This window comes from Hazenella coriacea, assembly GCF_004341825.1.
Classification (GTDB): domain Bacteria; phylum Bacillota; class Bacilli; order Thermoactinomycetales; family Thermoactinomycetaceae; genus Hazenella; species Hazenella coriacea.
The window spans coordinates 534,049-548,337 of record NZ_SMAG01000001.1; the positions used below are offsets into that span (position 1 = coordinate 534,049).

Below are 14,289 nucleotides of genomic sequence, written 5' to 3' on the forward strand. Positions count from 1 at the left end.
TTACTTTCGGTCGAATTTACGACAAAATGAGACCCTGATTTGCTTCTAGATGAAATCTAACGTTACAATAAGACTTGGATTGAAATAAAGGAGGAACGATTGATGCGTCCACAAGGTAAACCATCATTTGTAGGCAGACCAGGGGCACAATCGAGCGGAGAAACTGCAGCTCGTCCAAGTTTGCCAACACAATTTGTTAATTTTTCATTTTTTAAAGTAGATCCTGCATGGCGGCGTCTATCTGAAGAGGAACAGGAGCAAGGCAAGCAAGAATTCGCTGCTGTGGTCAAAGAATATCAAGGTCGTCCAGGAATGTTCGTTCTTTCATACTCTTTAGTAGGGATTCGTGCTGATGCTGAATTTATGCTATGGAGAATCGCAAATGAAATAGAAGTATTCCAAGAAATGACCACCCAGTTGATGAAAACTGGATTAGGAAAATACTTAACCATTACGTATTCTTATCTTTCTATTACCAAACGTAGCATCTATGTAGATAAAATGGACCCTGAACATCAAAATCCACGCACCCATATTATTCCGGGTCGTAGTAAATATTTGTTCATTTATCCATTTATCAAAACCCGGGATTGGTATCAACTTTCCTTCCCTGCTCGTCAAGGGATGATGGATGAACATATCCAAGTGGGAAGCAAATATCCTTCAGTTAAATTAAATACCACTTACAGCTTCGGGATCGATGATCAAGAGTTTGTAGTTGCTTTTGAAACAGATGAAGCTAAAGACTTCTTAAACCTTGTTCAAGAGCTACGTGAAACTGAAGCAAGTCGCTATACGTTACGTGATGTGCCAATGTTTACTTGTGTCTCTTATTCAGACATTATGGATGCCCTCAATACCTTATAAGAAAATCCCGCTCGATGGTGAGCGGGATTTTCTTATAAGAGGTCGATTTTAGTCTGAGATAACTTCATACAGACACCTAAGATCCCGACCTTCGAGGACAAAAATCAGTTTCTAGATTAGATTATATCCAATTTAAAAATTATGAATTTTCAGCCCAAGACCATTTACTGCTATTATTTTGTTGAATATATTGGTTAAGGTTATCTTTTTTACCGCTTCCCTTACAAGCATAGCATGTTTCTGATCCTCCCAACAGAAGTTGAACATATCCTGAACCATTACAATAGTTACATGTGGATGCATTTTGTCTCATAGCCAACCCAACCACGCCCCTTTTTCTTATTTTATTCTATTTTCAGAATATACTATCGAAAAAGATTCATTTTGTAAAACTATAAAAACCTCTATCAAATAACATCACCCTCTATGTAAGCGTTATCATATCAAAAAAGCATTGTTTATCATCTAATTTCTCAAAATCACAGCAAAAAGCCAGAATTTCTTATGACAAATTTCTGGCTTTTGCTATATATTATTGAGTTGCAAACTGCTTTGGAAGTTGTGATCTCCACATTGTCCGTCCATAGAAGTCTTTAGCAGAGAACTGAAACGGCTTATAGTTTCCCTTTACGTAATACTAGAGAAACTCCACCTAACAGATATAGCCAACGAAGGTCAATCAACTTTTTCAACAGAGCAGCTTTTGCGCCGTAATACTTTTTCGTACCTACAAAACCAATTGCTTCCTTACGTCCAAGCGAAGCCACGGTTCCTTTTGGCATGTATTTAAATGATTTCATTTCTCCACCGCGAATTTTAGCCACAAGGTTTTTACCAAGTAATTGTCCTTGTTGTGTTGAAATCTGTGCCGTTGGAGGATATGGGCGGTTAATCTCCTCATTGATGACAAGAGCACTGTCCCCAAGAACAAATACATCATCGTGACCAGGTGCATGTAAAAATTCATCCACTTTTACTCGTCCACGCATCGTTTCAATGCCAGAGTCTTCCACTAGTTTATTTCCTCTTACCCCGCCTGTCCAAACAACCGTAGCGGCTTTAATCTCTCTTCCGCCTTTAAGAATAACGCCATCTTCCATACATTCTTCAATCGGAGTGCTAATGAGGAATTCGACACCTTTGCTTTCTAAATACTTCACTGCATAATCAACTAATTCAGTGTCAAAGCCTGGTAAAACGGTTGGCGCTGCTTCCACGTTGATGATCCGTACTTTTTCCAATGGAATATCGTATTCACGACATAGCTCAGGCATACGATCAACCAATTCGCCCACATATTCGATCCCTGTAAATCCAGCTCCACCTACAACAATGGTGATTAATTCTTCTTTTTTCTCATTTTGATAACGGGAAAACATATATTCCATATGCTCGCGAATCATACGTACCCCATTAATATTCCGAATAAAGAAAGCGTTTTCCAAAAGACCTCTGATTCCAAAGGTCTCTGGAGCACTTCCAAGACCAATCACTAGATAATCATATTGGAGGGGCTCATGGTTTTCTAGCTGGATTTCTTTTTCTTCAAGCTTAATCGCTGTTACTTTATCTTGTACAAAACGTACTTTATCGGTGTTGATTACGGAGGAAATCGCTAGACGAGCATGATCATGATGTGCCGTACCAGCTGCTGGTTCATGTAATTTTGTCGTGATATAGTGATAAGAATTTTGATTTACTAAGGTTACTTCAGCTTCATTATAGTTAAGCTCTTTTTGCAACCCTTTTGCTGTCATTAGGCCGCCATATCCTCCGCCGAGGATTACAATTTTTGGTACACTCATCCTTTAATCACATCCATCTGCAAATTTACTAAAAATAAAATTATGATTACTATCTCACAAACTAAACGAACAGTATTCAGTCGTACTTATTGAATCATACCAATGATTATGATATGATTTTCACGATCTTTTGGCAAGGGCTTTTTGTTCACATTGTATCCACTTCTTACTAATCTATCCGATTTTGCTCTAAATCATAGCAAGGGAATTTTTTCATTTCTCTTCACATTCTAATCCTAATTTATAGGTTATGATAGAGGTAGCACTATAAATTTAGGAACTCTCCGGAGGTGCGATCACGATGACCGAACACTTACATGATGATCAATGGAGCGATATAACCGTGATCGGAGGCGGTCCAGCTGGCTTATTTGCAGCCTTCTACGCCGGGATGCGAAAAGCATCCGTAACACTCATCGAAAGTATGCCACAATTGGGAGGACAACTTTCAGCTTTATATCCTGAGAAGTATATTTATGATATTGCTGGTTTTCCCAAAGTTACAGCCCAAGACCTTGTAAACAACCTAATCGAACAATGTCAGCTATTTCAACCAAAAGTTTATTTAGAAGAAAAAGTGATTAAAGTAACGAAAAAAGAAGAACGTTTTTTCGAAATCATCACAAATAAACAGACTCATCGGAGCAAGTCTGTGATCATCACAGCTGGATGTGGAGCTTTTGAGCCTCGCAAATTGGCTGTACCTGATGCAGATCGCTTTGAGTCAACCAATCTCCACTATTTTGTAAGCGATAAGCAAAAGTTTGCCGGAAAAGATGTGTTAATCGCAGGTGGAGGCGATTCTGCCGTTGACTGGGCATTAATGCTTGAGCCAATCGCCAAGAGCGTAACTTTGATTCATCGCCGTGAAAAGTTTCGTGCACATGAACATAGTGTAGAACTTTTACAGAAATCTAGTGTTCAAGTGATTACACCACGAGAGATTTCAGAATTGATCGGAGAAACCCACATTGAAAAAGCAATCATTTGTGATCCAAAAAAGGAAACTTGTGAAGAGTTACATGTAGATGAAGTGATTGTTAGCTTTGGATTTGTCTCTTCTTTAGGTCCCATCCAAGAATGGGGATTGGAAATTGAGGACGGGAGTATTCGAGTAAATACTAAAATGGAATCAAATATACCAGGTATTTTTGCCGCTGGAGATATTGCTACTTATCCAGGAAAAGTGAAGCTGATCGCTGTAGGATTTGGTGAAGCTCCTACAGCAGTTAACAATGCCAAACAATACATAGACCCACAAGCTCGTTTACAGCCTGGACACAGCTCTAACTTAAAACTTTAGCTACACAAAAATCCCTTTTTCCAATAATTGATCACAGAAAAAGGGATTCTTTATATATAAATCATGAATGTTCCCTCTTTACTTTGAGATTCTACTAGTAAGGAGGAAAGAGCCAATGAAATCTGGATCCTTTGCATGCCCAATCTGTAATGGTTTTCACCATTATCATGAACAATGCCCTCAATGTGGAAACCATTTAAACGATGAAGGGCGCTTGAGTGACTTTTATATGCAATATAGCCCCTATCGCCCTATTGATGATCTAAAAATGACTGATGGGTATATAGATATGACTACCCATCAATGCCCTCATCTGATCTATTGTGAGCAATGTAATTATATGGATGTAAAGCTTATTACTGAAATTAGCCTATGAAAAAATCTTCCTTTCAAATAAGAAAGGAAGATTTTCAAAGTCATTAGCAATCGCCAGGTGTACCTGCTTCAGTAGCGGTTCGAAATGAAGAACCACAGCCACAAGTTGCAATTGCATTTGGATTATTTATGCTAAAGCCGCCACCCATCATCGATTCTTTATAATCAATAATGGTTCCTTCAAGTAGAGGCTTGCTTTCTTGGTCGATCAATACTTTAATCCCATGGATCTCTAATAATAGATCTGATTCTTTCTTCTCTTCATCAAATCCCATTCCATATGAAAAACCACTGCATCCTCCATGCTGAACACCTACACGAAGGTATAATTTCTCGGGTTGTTCCTGTTCTGCAATCATTTCCTTAACTTTAAGAGCTGCTTGCTCAGTCAGTGTAATCATTTGATCACCCTCCTTCTCTCTCTAGTATACAAGGGGACTAAAGCATGATACAACTGACTCATCGACATTGGGACACTTCCCATTTAAACAACATTGTAAACACTAATCAATGAATTTTCTTTCGTTTTGGAATGATTTGAATGTAAACGGTAAATTTTCTCTTGCTTTGTTTTGGCTTTTTCTCGTTCCCATTGATTATGAAGCTGATCGAGTTCACGACTGAGTTGGTAGACTTTGGGGTGACCAATCCCTAAAACCATCGCAGTATTCTCCATCTTTTTTCTGACCGCTTCCATTCTCTCTTCTAAAGTCCGTAGCCACAACGGACTCCCCTCCTTTTTGCTCCACGCTTCTAAGCAAAAACAAGCACATTTGTTCGAGTATCTATCTCACCTTAAGTATACACATACTCCTAGAATAAGGAAAGCTTTTTTTACAATTTTTTCAATTGAATCATCTTTTTAGACACTGAACTTTGACAAAACTCGTCTTTTACTACTTCAAGGATTGTCGATCCTTATATTTGACTTTTCCAATCCCTAAGCTCGTGGAGATGGGTGAAGTGTTCAATTCAAACCCTATGTATGTTAGAATGTAGAGGATCATTTCCTGTTATTTAGAGTTGCGTAATAACTCAATTGTACCCCAGATGAAAGGGGAGCCAGTGAGATCTCAACCACACAATTATCTGTGCCCCTCAATGACATTCAAGAGAAAGTAACACAGGGTGATCGACTTTCCTACAACGACGGAATTCGTCTGATGAAGTCGAATGATCTGCTTACGATCGGAAAAATGGCAGATACCATTCGAAAGCGCAAAAATGGAGAACGTGTACACTTCATTGTAAATACACATCTTCATTATACCAATGTTTGCTATCTCAATTGTAATCTTTGTGCTTTTGGACTCAAGCCCGATCACCCTCATTCCTATACACTTTCTTTAGAGAAAATTGAAGAGCACTCTAAACAAATTTCTGAACAACCATTCACCGAACTTCAAATCGTTGGTGGAGTCAATGCTAAGTTACCATTTTCTTATTATGAGAAAATGGTACGTACCGTTAAAAGGTATAATCCAGATATTCATGTGCAAGCTTTCACAGCTGTTGAACTAGATTACTTAGCACGTACCTCTAGAATGAGTGTCCAAGAAACGATCCTTCGACTCCGAGATGCAGGACTTGATTCCATCCTCGGTGGAGGTGCAGAGATCTTTGATCCAGATGTTCGTAAAGTGATTTCTGGACACAAAACCAATTCTGACCGGTGGTTTGAAATCCATGAAGTCACTCACAACCTAGGTATAAAATCTAATGCATCGATCTTATATGGACATATTGAAAAGCCTGAGCATGTCATCGATCATCTCATTCGAATACGAGATCACCAAGATCGAACTCAAGGATTCCAAGCATTTTCTGCTTACGCTTTTCAACCGGATAACACCAAACTCTCAGAAATATTTAATCTGCAGGGAAAACAGACTACAGGATTGTATGATTTAAAAATATTAGCAGTGGCACGGTTAATGCTAGACAACTTTCCTCATATTCATGCTCTTTGGGGGATGATTGGTTTGAAGCTAGCACAAGTGTCTTTACAGTTTGGTGTAGATGATCTTGGTGGAATTGTTAAGGAAGAAGCCATCGCTTATTCAGGTGGTCACAAAACTAGTGGAATGACGTCTAAGCAAGAATTTATTGATATCATCAAAGAGATGGGTCGGATTCCGATCGAGAGAGATACTTTTTATAAAGAGATTCAGAGATTTGAATGATTTCTGGGAGGGGGCCCTACCATGGCAAACCTAATAGCAACTGATCATGATTTGGCTGTAATCGTTGAAAAGGTACAAAATGGCGAGCGTTTAACTTTGGAAGATGGTTTGACTTTATACCATTCGCCTGACCTATTAACGATTGCTCAACTTGCCAATCAATCTAACTTGAAGAAAAATGGAAATAAAGTCTATTTTATTCAAAACATGTATATCAATCCCACCAACGTATGTGAGGCTAAATGTGCTTTTTGTGGATATCGTCGTGATCCTGGAGAAGATGGAGCCTACACCATGTCTCCTGATGAACTTTTAGAGTATGTAGGAAAGCGTTTCACTAGCGGAATTCGTGAATTTCACATCGTTGGTGGACATAACCATATGGTTCCGTTTGATTATTACTTAGACACCATCTCTATTCTAAAAAAACATTATCCTGATGTAACCATTAAGGCATATACAGGAGCTGAGATTGAGTTTTTTGCCCGAATCACAGGTCGAACCATGGAAGATGTACTTAAAGATTTAATCTCCGCAGGTCTAGATACATTACCAGGAGGCGGAGCAGAAATCTTAACTGAGCGTTATCGTGAAAAAATGAGCCCTGATAAAGCAAGTACAGATCAATGGCTTGAAGCTCATCGAATCGCTCACCAACTTGGTTTGAAAACCCATGCCACGATGTTATATGGCTCGATCGAAACGAAAGAAGAACGATTAATTCATATGCTTCGTCTTCGAGAATTACAAGATGAAACGCATGGATTTATGGTATTTATTCCACTAGCCATGCAACCCAAAAGTATCAATGCATCGATCAAACGGCGGACTTCTGCGATGGATGACCTTAAAACAATAGCAATTAGTCGCTTAATGTTGGACAATTTCCCACATGTGAAAGCTTACTTTATTAATATTGGAACTCAACTTGCCCAACTGGCTACTCATTATGGTTCTTCTGATCTTCACGGAACACTCGTTGAAGAACGGATTAGTCATGCCGTAGGGGCTTTAAGTCAAACTGCTTTAACCCGTGATGAACTAATTTGGTTAATCCAAGGTGCTAACCGAATCCCTGTAGAACGTGATACATTCTATAACGAAATCAAAGTTTATGAATAAAACTAAAACAGCATAGATAAAGCCTATATCTTAACTAGATTAAGATATAGGCTTTATTTTTTATAATAAAAGGAATCGAATATAACAGTCTCATATTATATTTAAAATCGAATCTCCATCTCTTCGATTTTTTGATAGATTTTCTCAAGTAACTCGTCAGCAGAATCAGCCATCACCAAGTCCCCATCCACCAACGCATAAGGTTGTTGTGCGCAGATTCCACAATGCCCAAGGCAACCATACTCTAAGACATCCAGAGAAGGATCTTTTTCTAACTTCTTCTTCACCTCAAGAACATCACTAGTTAAATTGTTTACGCAAAATTCAATGAGTGGTCTCATTATTCCTTCCCCACCATTCTACTTAAATCATATCTAGACCCCATTATATTATACAACGAAAGAATCATTGATCTCAAAATCCCTTCATTAGAATTAGTACCCATTCGAAAATAAAAAAAGTTCCAGTTTATTCATCACAACTGGAACGATTCAATGAACAAATATTTAACTGGTATGAATGATCCCTTGGCGTTCAATCGCCGAGATAATATCCTTCAACTTTGGAACTCCTTCAGCTACTATCTCTTTATTGATAACGACAACTGGATACCATAGGTCTTCCTCTATCACTTTCTTACTAAATGCCAATTCTTCGGGACTCTCTGGTTTCTCCAGATCAATATAACGGATATGCACGTTTGATCCATATTTCCTTATTAATGCGGCTTCAAGCCATGAGGCTGTTTCTCGAGATGAAGGCGCATGGATACAGCTCGGGCATAGCTGATCGGTCCCATACACACAAACCTCAAGCGCTTTCATTTCTGACATATCGTTCTCCTTTGGGCGATTAATATACTGCAAACATCTAACTTCGTTCCATTCCATTACTTAGGCACTCTTCACTGGCATTCACTATGAGTGGCCTTACTTTCAATCTAATCACCACTTAGCTCATCGCTTGCTCTAAGTCAGCGATTAAATCTTCTAGATCTTCGACACCCACTGAAATACGAATTAACCCATCCGTGATACCTAATTGAGCACGACGTTCCGCAGGAATAGAGGCATGGGTCATGCGAGCAGGGATCGAGATCAGACTTTCCACAGCACCTAGGCTTTCAGCTAAGATAAAATACTTTACCTTTTCCACGATCTGATCGGCAAGTTCTCCATCTCCTACATCAAACGAAATCATTCCTCCAAAACCACGTGACTGTTCAAGTGCAGTTTGATGCCCTGGATGTTGAGAAAGCCCAGGATAAAATACTTTATTCACCTTCGGATGATCCTGTAACCATTGGGCAATCTGCCTTGCATTTTGTTCATGCTGTCTCATCCGCAAACCCAGTGTCTTGATTCCACGCATTAAAAGCCAGGAGTCATGAGGACCGAGAATTCCACCCATTGAGTTTTGAATAAAGTGCAGTTGATCGCCTAATTCCTCTGATTTAACGACAACTATTCCGGCAACGACATCACTGTGTCCTCCCAAATATTTGGTACCACTATGAACGACGATGTCCGCACCAAGATCAAGCGGATTTTGCCAATAAGGGGTTAAAAAAGTATTATCAACCACTAAATAAAGCCCTTTTTGTTTAGTGAGAGTAGAGATTTTTTTCAAATCACTGACCGTTAGTAATGGATTGCTAGGTGTTTCCATAAAAATAGCTTTCGTATTTTCTTGAACGGCATTCTCAACTGCTTGAATATCACTGGTATCTACAAATGTGGCTTTCAAGCCTAGTCGGGAAAATACTCGGGTCAAGACACGAAATGTTCCTCCGTACACATCATCGCCAACCACCAGATGATCTCCTTGATTAAACAAAGAAAGAACAGTGGACATGGCTGCCATTCCGGAAGCAAATGCCAAGCCCCTTACACCATTTTCTAGTTCAGCCATCAATTTTTCTAATGCGTCACGAGTTGGATTCCCTGTACGAGAATATTCATACCCTGCATGCTCGCCCACTCGTTGTTGCTGATAAGTAGAAACTTGGTATATGGGAACGCTTACTGCACCTGTATGAGGGTCACCAAAGACACCACCATGGATCAGCTTTGTATCTATTTTCATATCTTCTCACTCTCCACCCTGATAAATTTTTTTACTTAGATACCGTTCACTACCATCTGGAAAAATTACAACAATTCGTGCTCCAGGTTGTGCCTTTTCGGCTTCTTTTAAAGCCGCATAGCAAGCTGCCCCTGAGGAGCTTCCCACTAGTAGACCTTCACTTTTTGCCAACTGTTTAACTAAAGCAAAAGCATCATCGTCGTTCACAGTATAGACTTCATCAATGAATGACCGATCAAAATAATCAGGGAAAAACTCCATTCCGATTCCTTCCGTTTTATGAGGTCCAGCCTCTCCACCACCGATAATAGAACCTTCAGGCTCAACAATGACTGTTTTTATCTTGGGATTTTTTTCTTTCAGGTAACGAGCCACTCCCATAAAAGTACCACTAGACCCTGCACCTGCAATAAATATATCAATATTCTCCGACAATTGCTCCCAAATCTCCGGTCCTGTCGTTTCATAATGGGCAAGTGGGTTAGCAGGGTTCGTAAACTGTTGGGGACAATAAGCATTAGGAATCTCCTCGGTTAATTCCTTCGCCTTTTGGATCGCCCCTTTCATTCCTTGATCCGTGGGAGTTTGAACCACTTCCGCTCCCAATGCACGCATCAACTCTTGTTTTTCTTCAGAAAACTTTTCTGGTACCACAAAGATGACACGATAATCGGTTCCAATCGCAGCTAAAGCTAGCCCAATCCCTGTATTCCCTGCAGTTGGTTCAATAATAGTACCACCCGGCTGCAACAAACCTGATCGCTCTCCCTCACGAATCAGTGCAACTCCAAGGCGATCCTTAATACTACCACCAGGATTAAAATACTCTAGCTTTCCATACAGCTCAACTTTTTTGTTCTTATTGATCCTTTTTAAATGAAGCATTGGTGTGTAACCAATTAGTTCCTTTATATCATTAGCTAAATACTTCATATATTCTCCCTTTCTAACGACATGCTATAGTGTCTTTCATAAATAGATGATACTCATTCTCATCTTATCAATTTTACCTTCTAGAAAAAAGATGAATTTTCAGGGATAAAAGTTATTGCAACAATCTCTAGAGAAATCACCACACACACTTGATCTTATGTACCAAACTTCTCCATGTCTAATTTATCATTGATTTTCACAGTAAAAAAAAATACAATGAACATGGTATAGTCTCAAAATGAAGCGTTTTCATGTTTATGAAAGCGTTTCTTTGATGATGCCCATTTGAACGAAAGGGGATGGAATTCATGGAAGAGCGCGTACAAGAAGTATTGGATAAATTACGCCCGTTCATTCAACGTGATGGCGGCGATGTAGAGTTAGTAGAAATCGAAGATGGGGTTGTCCGTGTTCGCCTTTTAGGCGCTTGTGGCAGTTGCCCAAGTTCTACAATCACTTTAAAAGCAGGGATTGAACGTGCCCTAATGGAAGAAATTCCAGAAGTGAAAGAAGTAGAGCAAGTATTATAAGACCTCAAAACGCCTTCAAATCTGGGGGCGTTTTATTCTGCTGACAAACAAACAGCCTAGATTCCATGGTAATTGGAATTCTAGGCTGTTTAGTTTTATATTTAAATAGTTTTTATTTCTCACCCTCATATAAGTGACAAGCGACCCAGTGATTTGGACGTGCTTCGGTCCAAGTAGGTTGTACTTGAGAACAAATTTCCATAGCCTTCGGACAACGGGTACGAAAACGACAACCACTTGGAGGATTAATTGGACTTGGCACATCCCCCTCGAGAATAATGCGTTCTCTCGTTTTAGCCAAATCGGGGTCAGGAATGGGCACTGCGGACAAGAGAGCTTCTGTATAAGGGTGTAGAGGATGATCATATAGCTCATTACTATCAGATAGCTCCACCAAGTTCCCTAAATACATAACCCCAACACGATCTGAAATATATTTAACCATAGACAAGTCATGCGCAATAAAGAGATAGGTAAGTCCTCTTTCTTCTTGCAATTTTTTCAGTAGGTTTACGACTTGAGCCTGAATCGATACGTCTAGGGCTGAGATTGGTTCGTCAGCGATAATAAAGTCAGGCTTCACTGCAAGTGCCCGAGCGATTCCAATCCGTTGACGTTGTCCACCACTAAATTCATGGGGAAAACGATCAGCGTGTTCCGCATTTAACCCTACTGTTTCCAGTAATTCAATCACACGTTTTTTCCGTTCTTCACCTGTAGCTAAGCCATGGATGTCGATCCCCTCAGCAATAATATCCATCACTGTCATCCGAGGATTTAGGGATGCGTAAGGATCTTGGAAAATCATTTGCATTTTCCGATTAAATTCCTTGAGCTTTTTACCTTTAAGACTATAAATGTTTTCTCCATTAAAATTAACAGAGCCGCTGGTTGCCTCATAAAGACGAATCAAGGTACGCCCTACCGTCGATTTTCCACATCCAGACTCTCCAACAAGACCTAACGTTTCACCACGACGCACATTAAATGTAACTCCATCTACCGCTTGTACAATCTGATTACGACCTACATTGAAATGCTTTTTTAAATCTTTGACTTCTAAAATAAGGTCTTGTTCTACATCCGTATTGTTAGCCGTCTGATTCTTCGTACTTACATCACTCATTTAGCTTCCCCTCCGATCTCAATTGGCGGTTTCACATCAGGAGCCATTGGATGCTCTAACCAACAGGTAACTCGGTGAGAATCTGACACCGAAGTGGCTTCAGGCATTTGTTGCTGACAAATTTTCATCGCATGTTTACAGCGTGCAGCAAATGCGCATCCTGTCGGTGGAGAAAGCAAGTCGGGAGGAGAACCTGGGATCGGCAACAACTCCTGGTCACTTGATTGATCTAAACGAGGCATGGAAGCAAGAAGACCCCATGTGTATGGATGTTTTGGACTATAGAAAACCTCTTCCAATGTTCCTGTCTCAACTACTTTTCCTGCGTACATCACCACAACACGATCTGCAATATCAGCAACAACACCGAGATCATGGGTAATCAAAATAATGGATGTCTCGATTTTCTCTTGTAAATCCTTCATCAGGTCAATAATTTGTGCCTGAATAGTAACGTCTAAAGCTGTTGTTGGTTCGTCTGCAATTAATAACTTCGGAGCACATGAGAGTGCAATCGCAATCATGGCACGTTGTCTCATCCCACCACTAAATTGGTGTGGATATTGTTTAATTCGTGATTCTGGGCTTGGAATCCCAACAAGACGTAACATTTCAATCGCTTTTACTTTGGCATCATTCGCATTCATTTTTTGGTGCTTCATGAGACCTTCTGTAATTTGTCGTCCTACGGTCAATGTTGGATTTAATGAAGTCATCGGATCTTGGAAAATCATCGCAATTTCCGCACCACGAATCGATTGCATTTCATCTTCACTTAATTTAGCTAGATCTTTACCTTCAAAAATTATCTCGCCGCCTTTAATCATCCCTGGCGGATTGGGGATCAGGCGCATAATCGTTTGAGAAGTAACACTTTTTCCGCAACCAGACTCTCCTACGATCGCAACAGTTTCCCCTTTATTCACATCAAAGCTAACTCCACGTACTGCTTTTACTTCACCATTATATGTTTTAAAAGAAACGTGAAGATCTTGTACATCTAATATTTTACTCATCCTGATCCCCCTTTTTATTTACGCATTCTTGGATCAAGGGCGTCACGTAAGCCATCCCCCACCAAGTTAAATGACAACATAATTACACTTAGAATTGTAGCTGGAAAAGCGAGCTGATAAGGGAAAATCTGCAAGTATTTACTTCCATCGTTCACCAATGAGCCTAAGCTGGCCTCTGGTACTTGAATTCCTAATCCGATGAAGCTTAGAAATGCTTCAAAGAATATAGCCGACGGAATTGTAAATGTGACTGCAATGATAATGGATCCCATCACATTAGGGATTAAGTGTTTAGCCATGATTCTAGCATTGGATGCTCCTAAAGTGCGAGCAGCTAACACATATTCTTGTGATTTTAACTTTAAAACTTGTGCACGCACGATCCGAGCCATCCCGATCCAACCTGTGATCGAAATCGCTAGAGCAATCGGTACAATTCCAGGTTCAAAAATCAATAACATTAAAATAATGACGATTAGATTCGGAATTCCATACAACACTTCAATAATCCGCTGCATGATAGTATCCAAACGACCCCCGAAGTAACCTGAAATACTTCCATAGGTCACACCAATCACCAAGTCAATAAAGGCAGCCAAAAAGGCAATGAGAAGTGAAATACGTACACCATACCAAGTACGAGTCCATAGGTCGCGCCCAAAACTATCTGTACCAAAATAATGCTCTGAACTATAACTTTGGTTTTGAATCGGAATATCTTGTGTTTGGTAATCGTATTTACTAAAAATAGGTACAAAGACTGCCATCACAAGAATCAGAATAATTAAAGATAAACCAACCATCGCTCCAATATTTCTGCGAAAACGACGCCGAGCATCTTTCCAAAATCCTATCCGTTCACGACCGAGATGCTGCTGTTCTGATTCGCTAATATTAGCCGGTTGAAATAGATCTGGTGATAAGTTATTCGTATTTTGCATTTT

Annotated in this window: 17 protein-coding genes; 6 read left to right on the plus strand and 11 right to left on the minus strand. The window is 39.8% G+C overall.

The annotated features are described in order from the left end of the window. Positions 1-102: 102 nt before the first annotated feature. Positions 103-867 (plus strand): chlorite dismutase family protein, encoded by a 765-nt coding sequence (locus EDD58_RS02615; RefSeq protein WP_131923270.1) that lies wholly within the window; start codon positions 103-105, stop codon positions 865-867. Positions 868-1,006: 139 nt separating this feature from the next. On the opposite strand, the gene EDD58_RS15325 is transcribed toward EDD58_RS02615, so the two are convergent. Both EDD58_RS15325 and EDD58_RS02625 read right to left on the minus strand, forming a co-directional pair. Beyond that, on the minus strand, positions 1,007-1,180 hold the full coding sequence (locus EDD58_RS15325; RefSeq protein ID WP_165875774.1) for a YuiA family protein: 174 nt from the start codon (positions 1,178-1,180) through the stop codon (positions 1,007-1,009). Positions 1,181-1,481: 301 nt separating this feature from the next. Further along, entirely contained in the window at positions 1,482-2,672 is a 1,191-nt protein-coding gene (locus EDD58_RS02625) for an NAD(P)/FAD-dependent oxidoreductase (RefSeq protein ID WP_131923272.1), read from the minus strand. A gap of 301 nt (positions 2,673-2,973) precedes the next feature. Between EDD58_RS02625 and EDD58_RS02630 the strand changes: the two genes are divergently transcribed. Beyond that, positions 2,974-3,975 (plus strand): NAD(P)/FAD-dependent oxidoreductase, encoded by a 1,002-nt coding sequence (locus EDD58_RS02630; protein WP_131923273.1) that lies wholly within the window; start codon positions 2,974-2,976, stop codon positions 3,973-3,975. A gap of 115 nt (positions 3,976-4,090) precedes the next feature. Beyond that, positions 4,091-4,351, plus strand: coding sequence for a hypothetical protein (locus EDD58_RS02635; RefSeq protein WP_131923274.1), 261 nt, complete (start codon positions 4,091-4,093; stop codon positions 4,349-4,351). A gap of 43 nt (positions 4,352-4,394) precedes the next feature. Here EDD58_RS02635 and erpA read toward each other — a convergent pair whose 3' ends face one another. Next, entirely contained in the window at positions 4,395-4,751 is a 357-nt protein-coding gene (gene erpA / locus EDD58_RS02640; protein WP_131923275.1) for an iron-sulfur cluster insertion protein ErpA, read from the minus strand. Positions 4,752-4,834: 83 nt separating this feature from the next. Continuing rightward, positions 4,835-5,074, minus strand: coding sequence for an aspartyl-phosphate phosphatase Spo0E family protein (locus EDD58_RS02645; RefSeq protein ID WP_131923276.1), 240 nt, complete (start codon positions 5,072-5,074; stop codon positions 4,835-4,837). A 367-nt stretch (positions 5,075-5,441) separates the two neighbouring features. On the opposite strand from EDD58_RS02645, the gene mqnE (EDD58_RS02650) reads away from it, so the two are divergent. Both mqnE (EDD58_RS02650) and mqnE (EDD58_RS02655) read left to right on the plus strand, forming a co-directional pair. Continuing rightward, on the plus strand, positions 5,442-6,533 hold the full coding sequence (gene mqnE / locus EDD58_RS02650; RefSeq protein ID WP_243648625.1) for an aminofutalosine synthase MqnE: 1,092 nt from the start codon (positions 5,442-5,444) through the stop codon (positions 6,531-6,533). A 21-nt stretch (positions 6,534-6,554) separates the two neighbouring features. Continuing rightward, the gene (gene mqnE / locus EDD58_RS02655; protein WP_131923278.1) at positions 6,555-7,655 is read left to right on the plus strand and encodes an aminofutalosine synthase MqnE; all 1,101 of its coding nucleotides are present in this window, start codon (positions 6,555-6,557) and stop codon (positions 7,653-7,655) included. Between the two features lie 101 nt (positions 7,656-7,756). On the opposite strand, the gene EDD58_RS02660 is transcribed toward mqnE (EDD58_RS02655), so the two are convergent. The 4 genes from EDD58_RS02660 to cysK all read right to left on the minus strand — a co-directional run bounded on the left by EDD58_RS02660 (position 7,757) and on the right by cysK (position 10,673). Next, positions 7,757-7,996 carry a YuzB family protein gene (locus tag EDD58_RS02660; protein WP_131923279.1) on the minus strand — a complete coding sequence of 80 codons (240 nt, stop codon included), beginning with the start codon at positions 7,994-7,996 and terminating at the stop codon, positions 7,757-7,759. 165 nt (positions 7,997-8,161) lie between these two features. After that, a complete protein-coding gene (locus tag EDD58_RS02665) occupies positions 8,162-8,488 on the minus strand; it encodes a DUF1462 family protein (RefSeq protein ID WP_341539259.1) in 327 nt (108 codons plus the stop codon). A 118-nt stretch (positions 8,489-8,606) separates the two neighbouring features. Then, the gene (locus tag EDD58_RS02670; RefSeq protein WP_131923280.1) at positions 8,607-9,740 is read right to left on the minus strand and encodes a bifunctional cystathionine gamma-lyase/homocysteine desulfhydrase; all 1,134 of its coding nucleotides are present in this window, start codon (positions 9,738-9,740) and stop codon (positions 8,607-8,609) included. A 6-nt stretch (positions 9,741-9,746) separates the two neighbouring features. Continuing rightward, positions 9,747-10,673, minus strand: a complete 927-nt coding sequence (cysK, locus tag EDD58_RS02675; protein WP_131923281.1) for a cysteine synthase A — start codon at positions 10,671-10,673, stop codon at positions 9,747-9,749. 308 nt (positions 10,674-10,981) lie between these two features. On the opposite strand from cysK, the gene EDD58_RS02680 reads away from it, so the two are divergent. Then, complete coding sequence (locus tag EDD58_RS02680; protein ID WP_424321642.1) at positions 10,982-11,203, plus strand: NifU family protein; 222 nt, start codon at positions 10,982-10,984, stop codon at positions 11,201-11,203. A 112-nt stretch (positions 11,204-11,315) separates the two neighbouring features. Here EDD58_RS02680 and EDD58_RS02685 read toward each other — a convergent pair whose 3' ends face one another. Genes EDD58_RS02685 through EDD58_RS02695 form a run of 3 tightly spaced genes read right to left on the minus strand, consistent with a single transcriptional unit; the run spans position 11,316 to position 14,286 of the window. Beyond that, complete coding sequence (locus EDD58_RS02685) at positions 11,316-12,329, minus strand: ABC transporter ATP-binding protein (RefSeq protein ID WP_131923283.1); 1,014 nt, start codon at positions 12,327-12,329, stop codon at positions 11,316-11,318. Continuing rightward, positions 12,326-13,345 (minus strand): ABC transporter ATP-binding protein, encoded by a 1,020-nt coding sequence (locus EDD58_RS02690; RefSeq protein WP_131923284.1) that lies wholly within the window; start codon positions 13,343-13,345, stop codon positions 12,326-12,328. Before EDD58_RS02690 ends, EDD58_RS02685 begins: the two co-directional genes overlap by 4 nt. Before the next feature lie 14 nt (positions 13,346-13,359). Then, positions 13,360-14,286: an ABC transporter permease gene (locus EDD58_RS02695; RefSeq protein ID WP_131923285.1), complete on the minus strand. Its 927-nt coding sequence runs from the start codon at positions 14,284-14,286 to the stop codon at positions 13,360-13,362. Positions 14,287-14,289 lie beyond the last annotated feature (3 nt).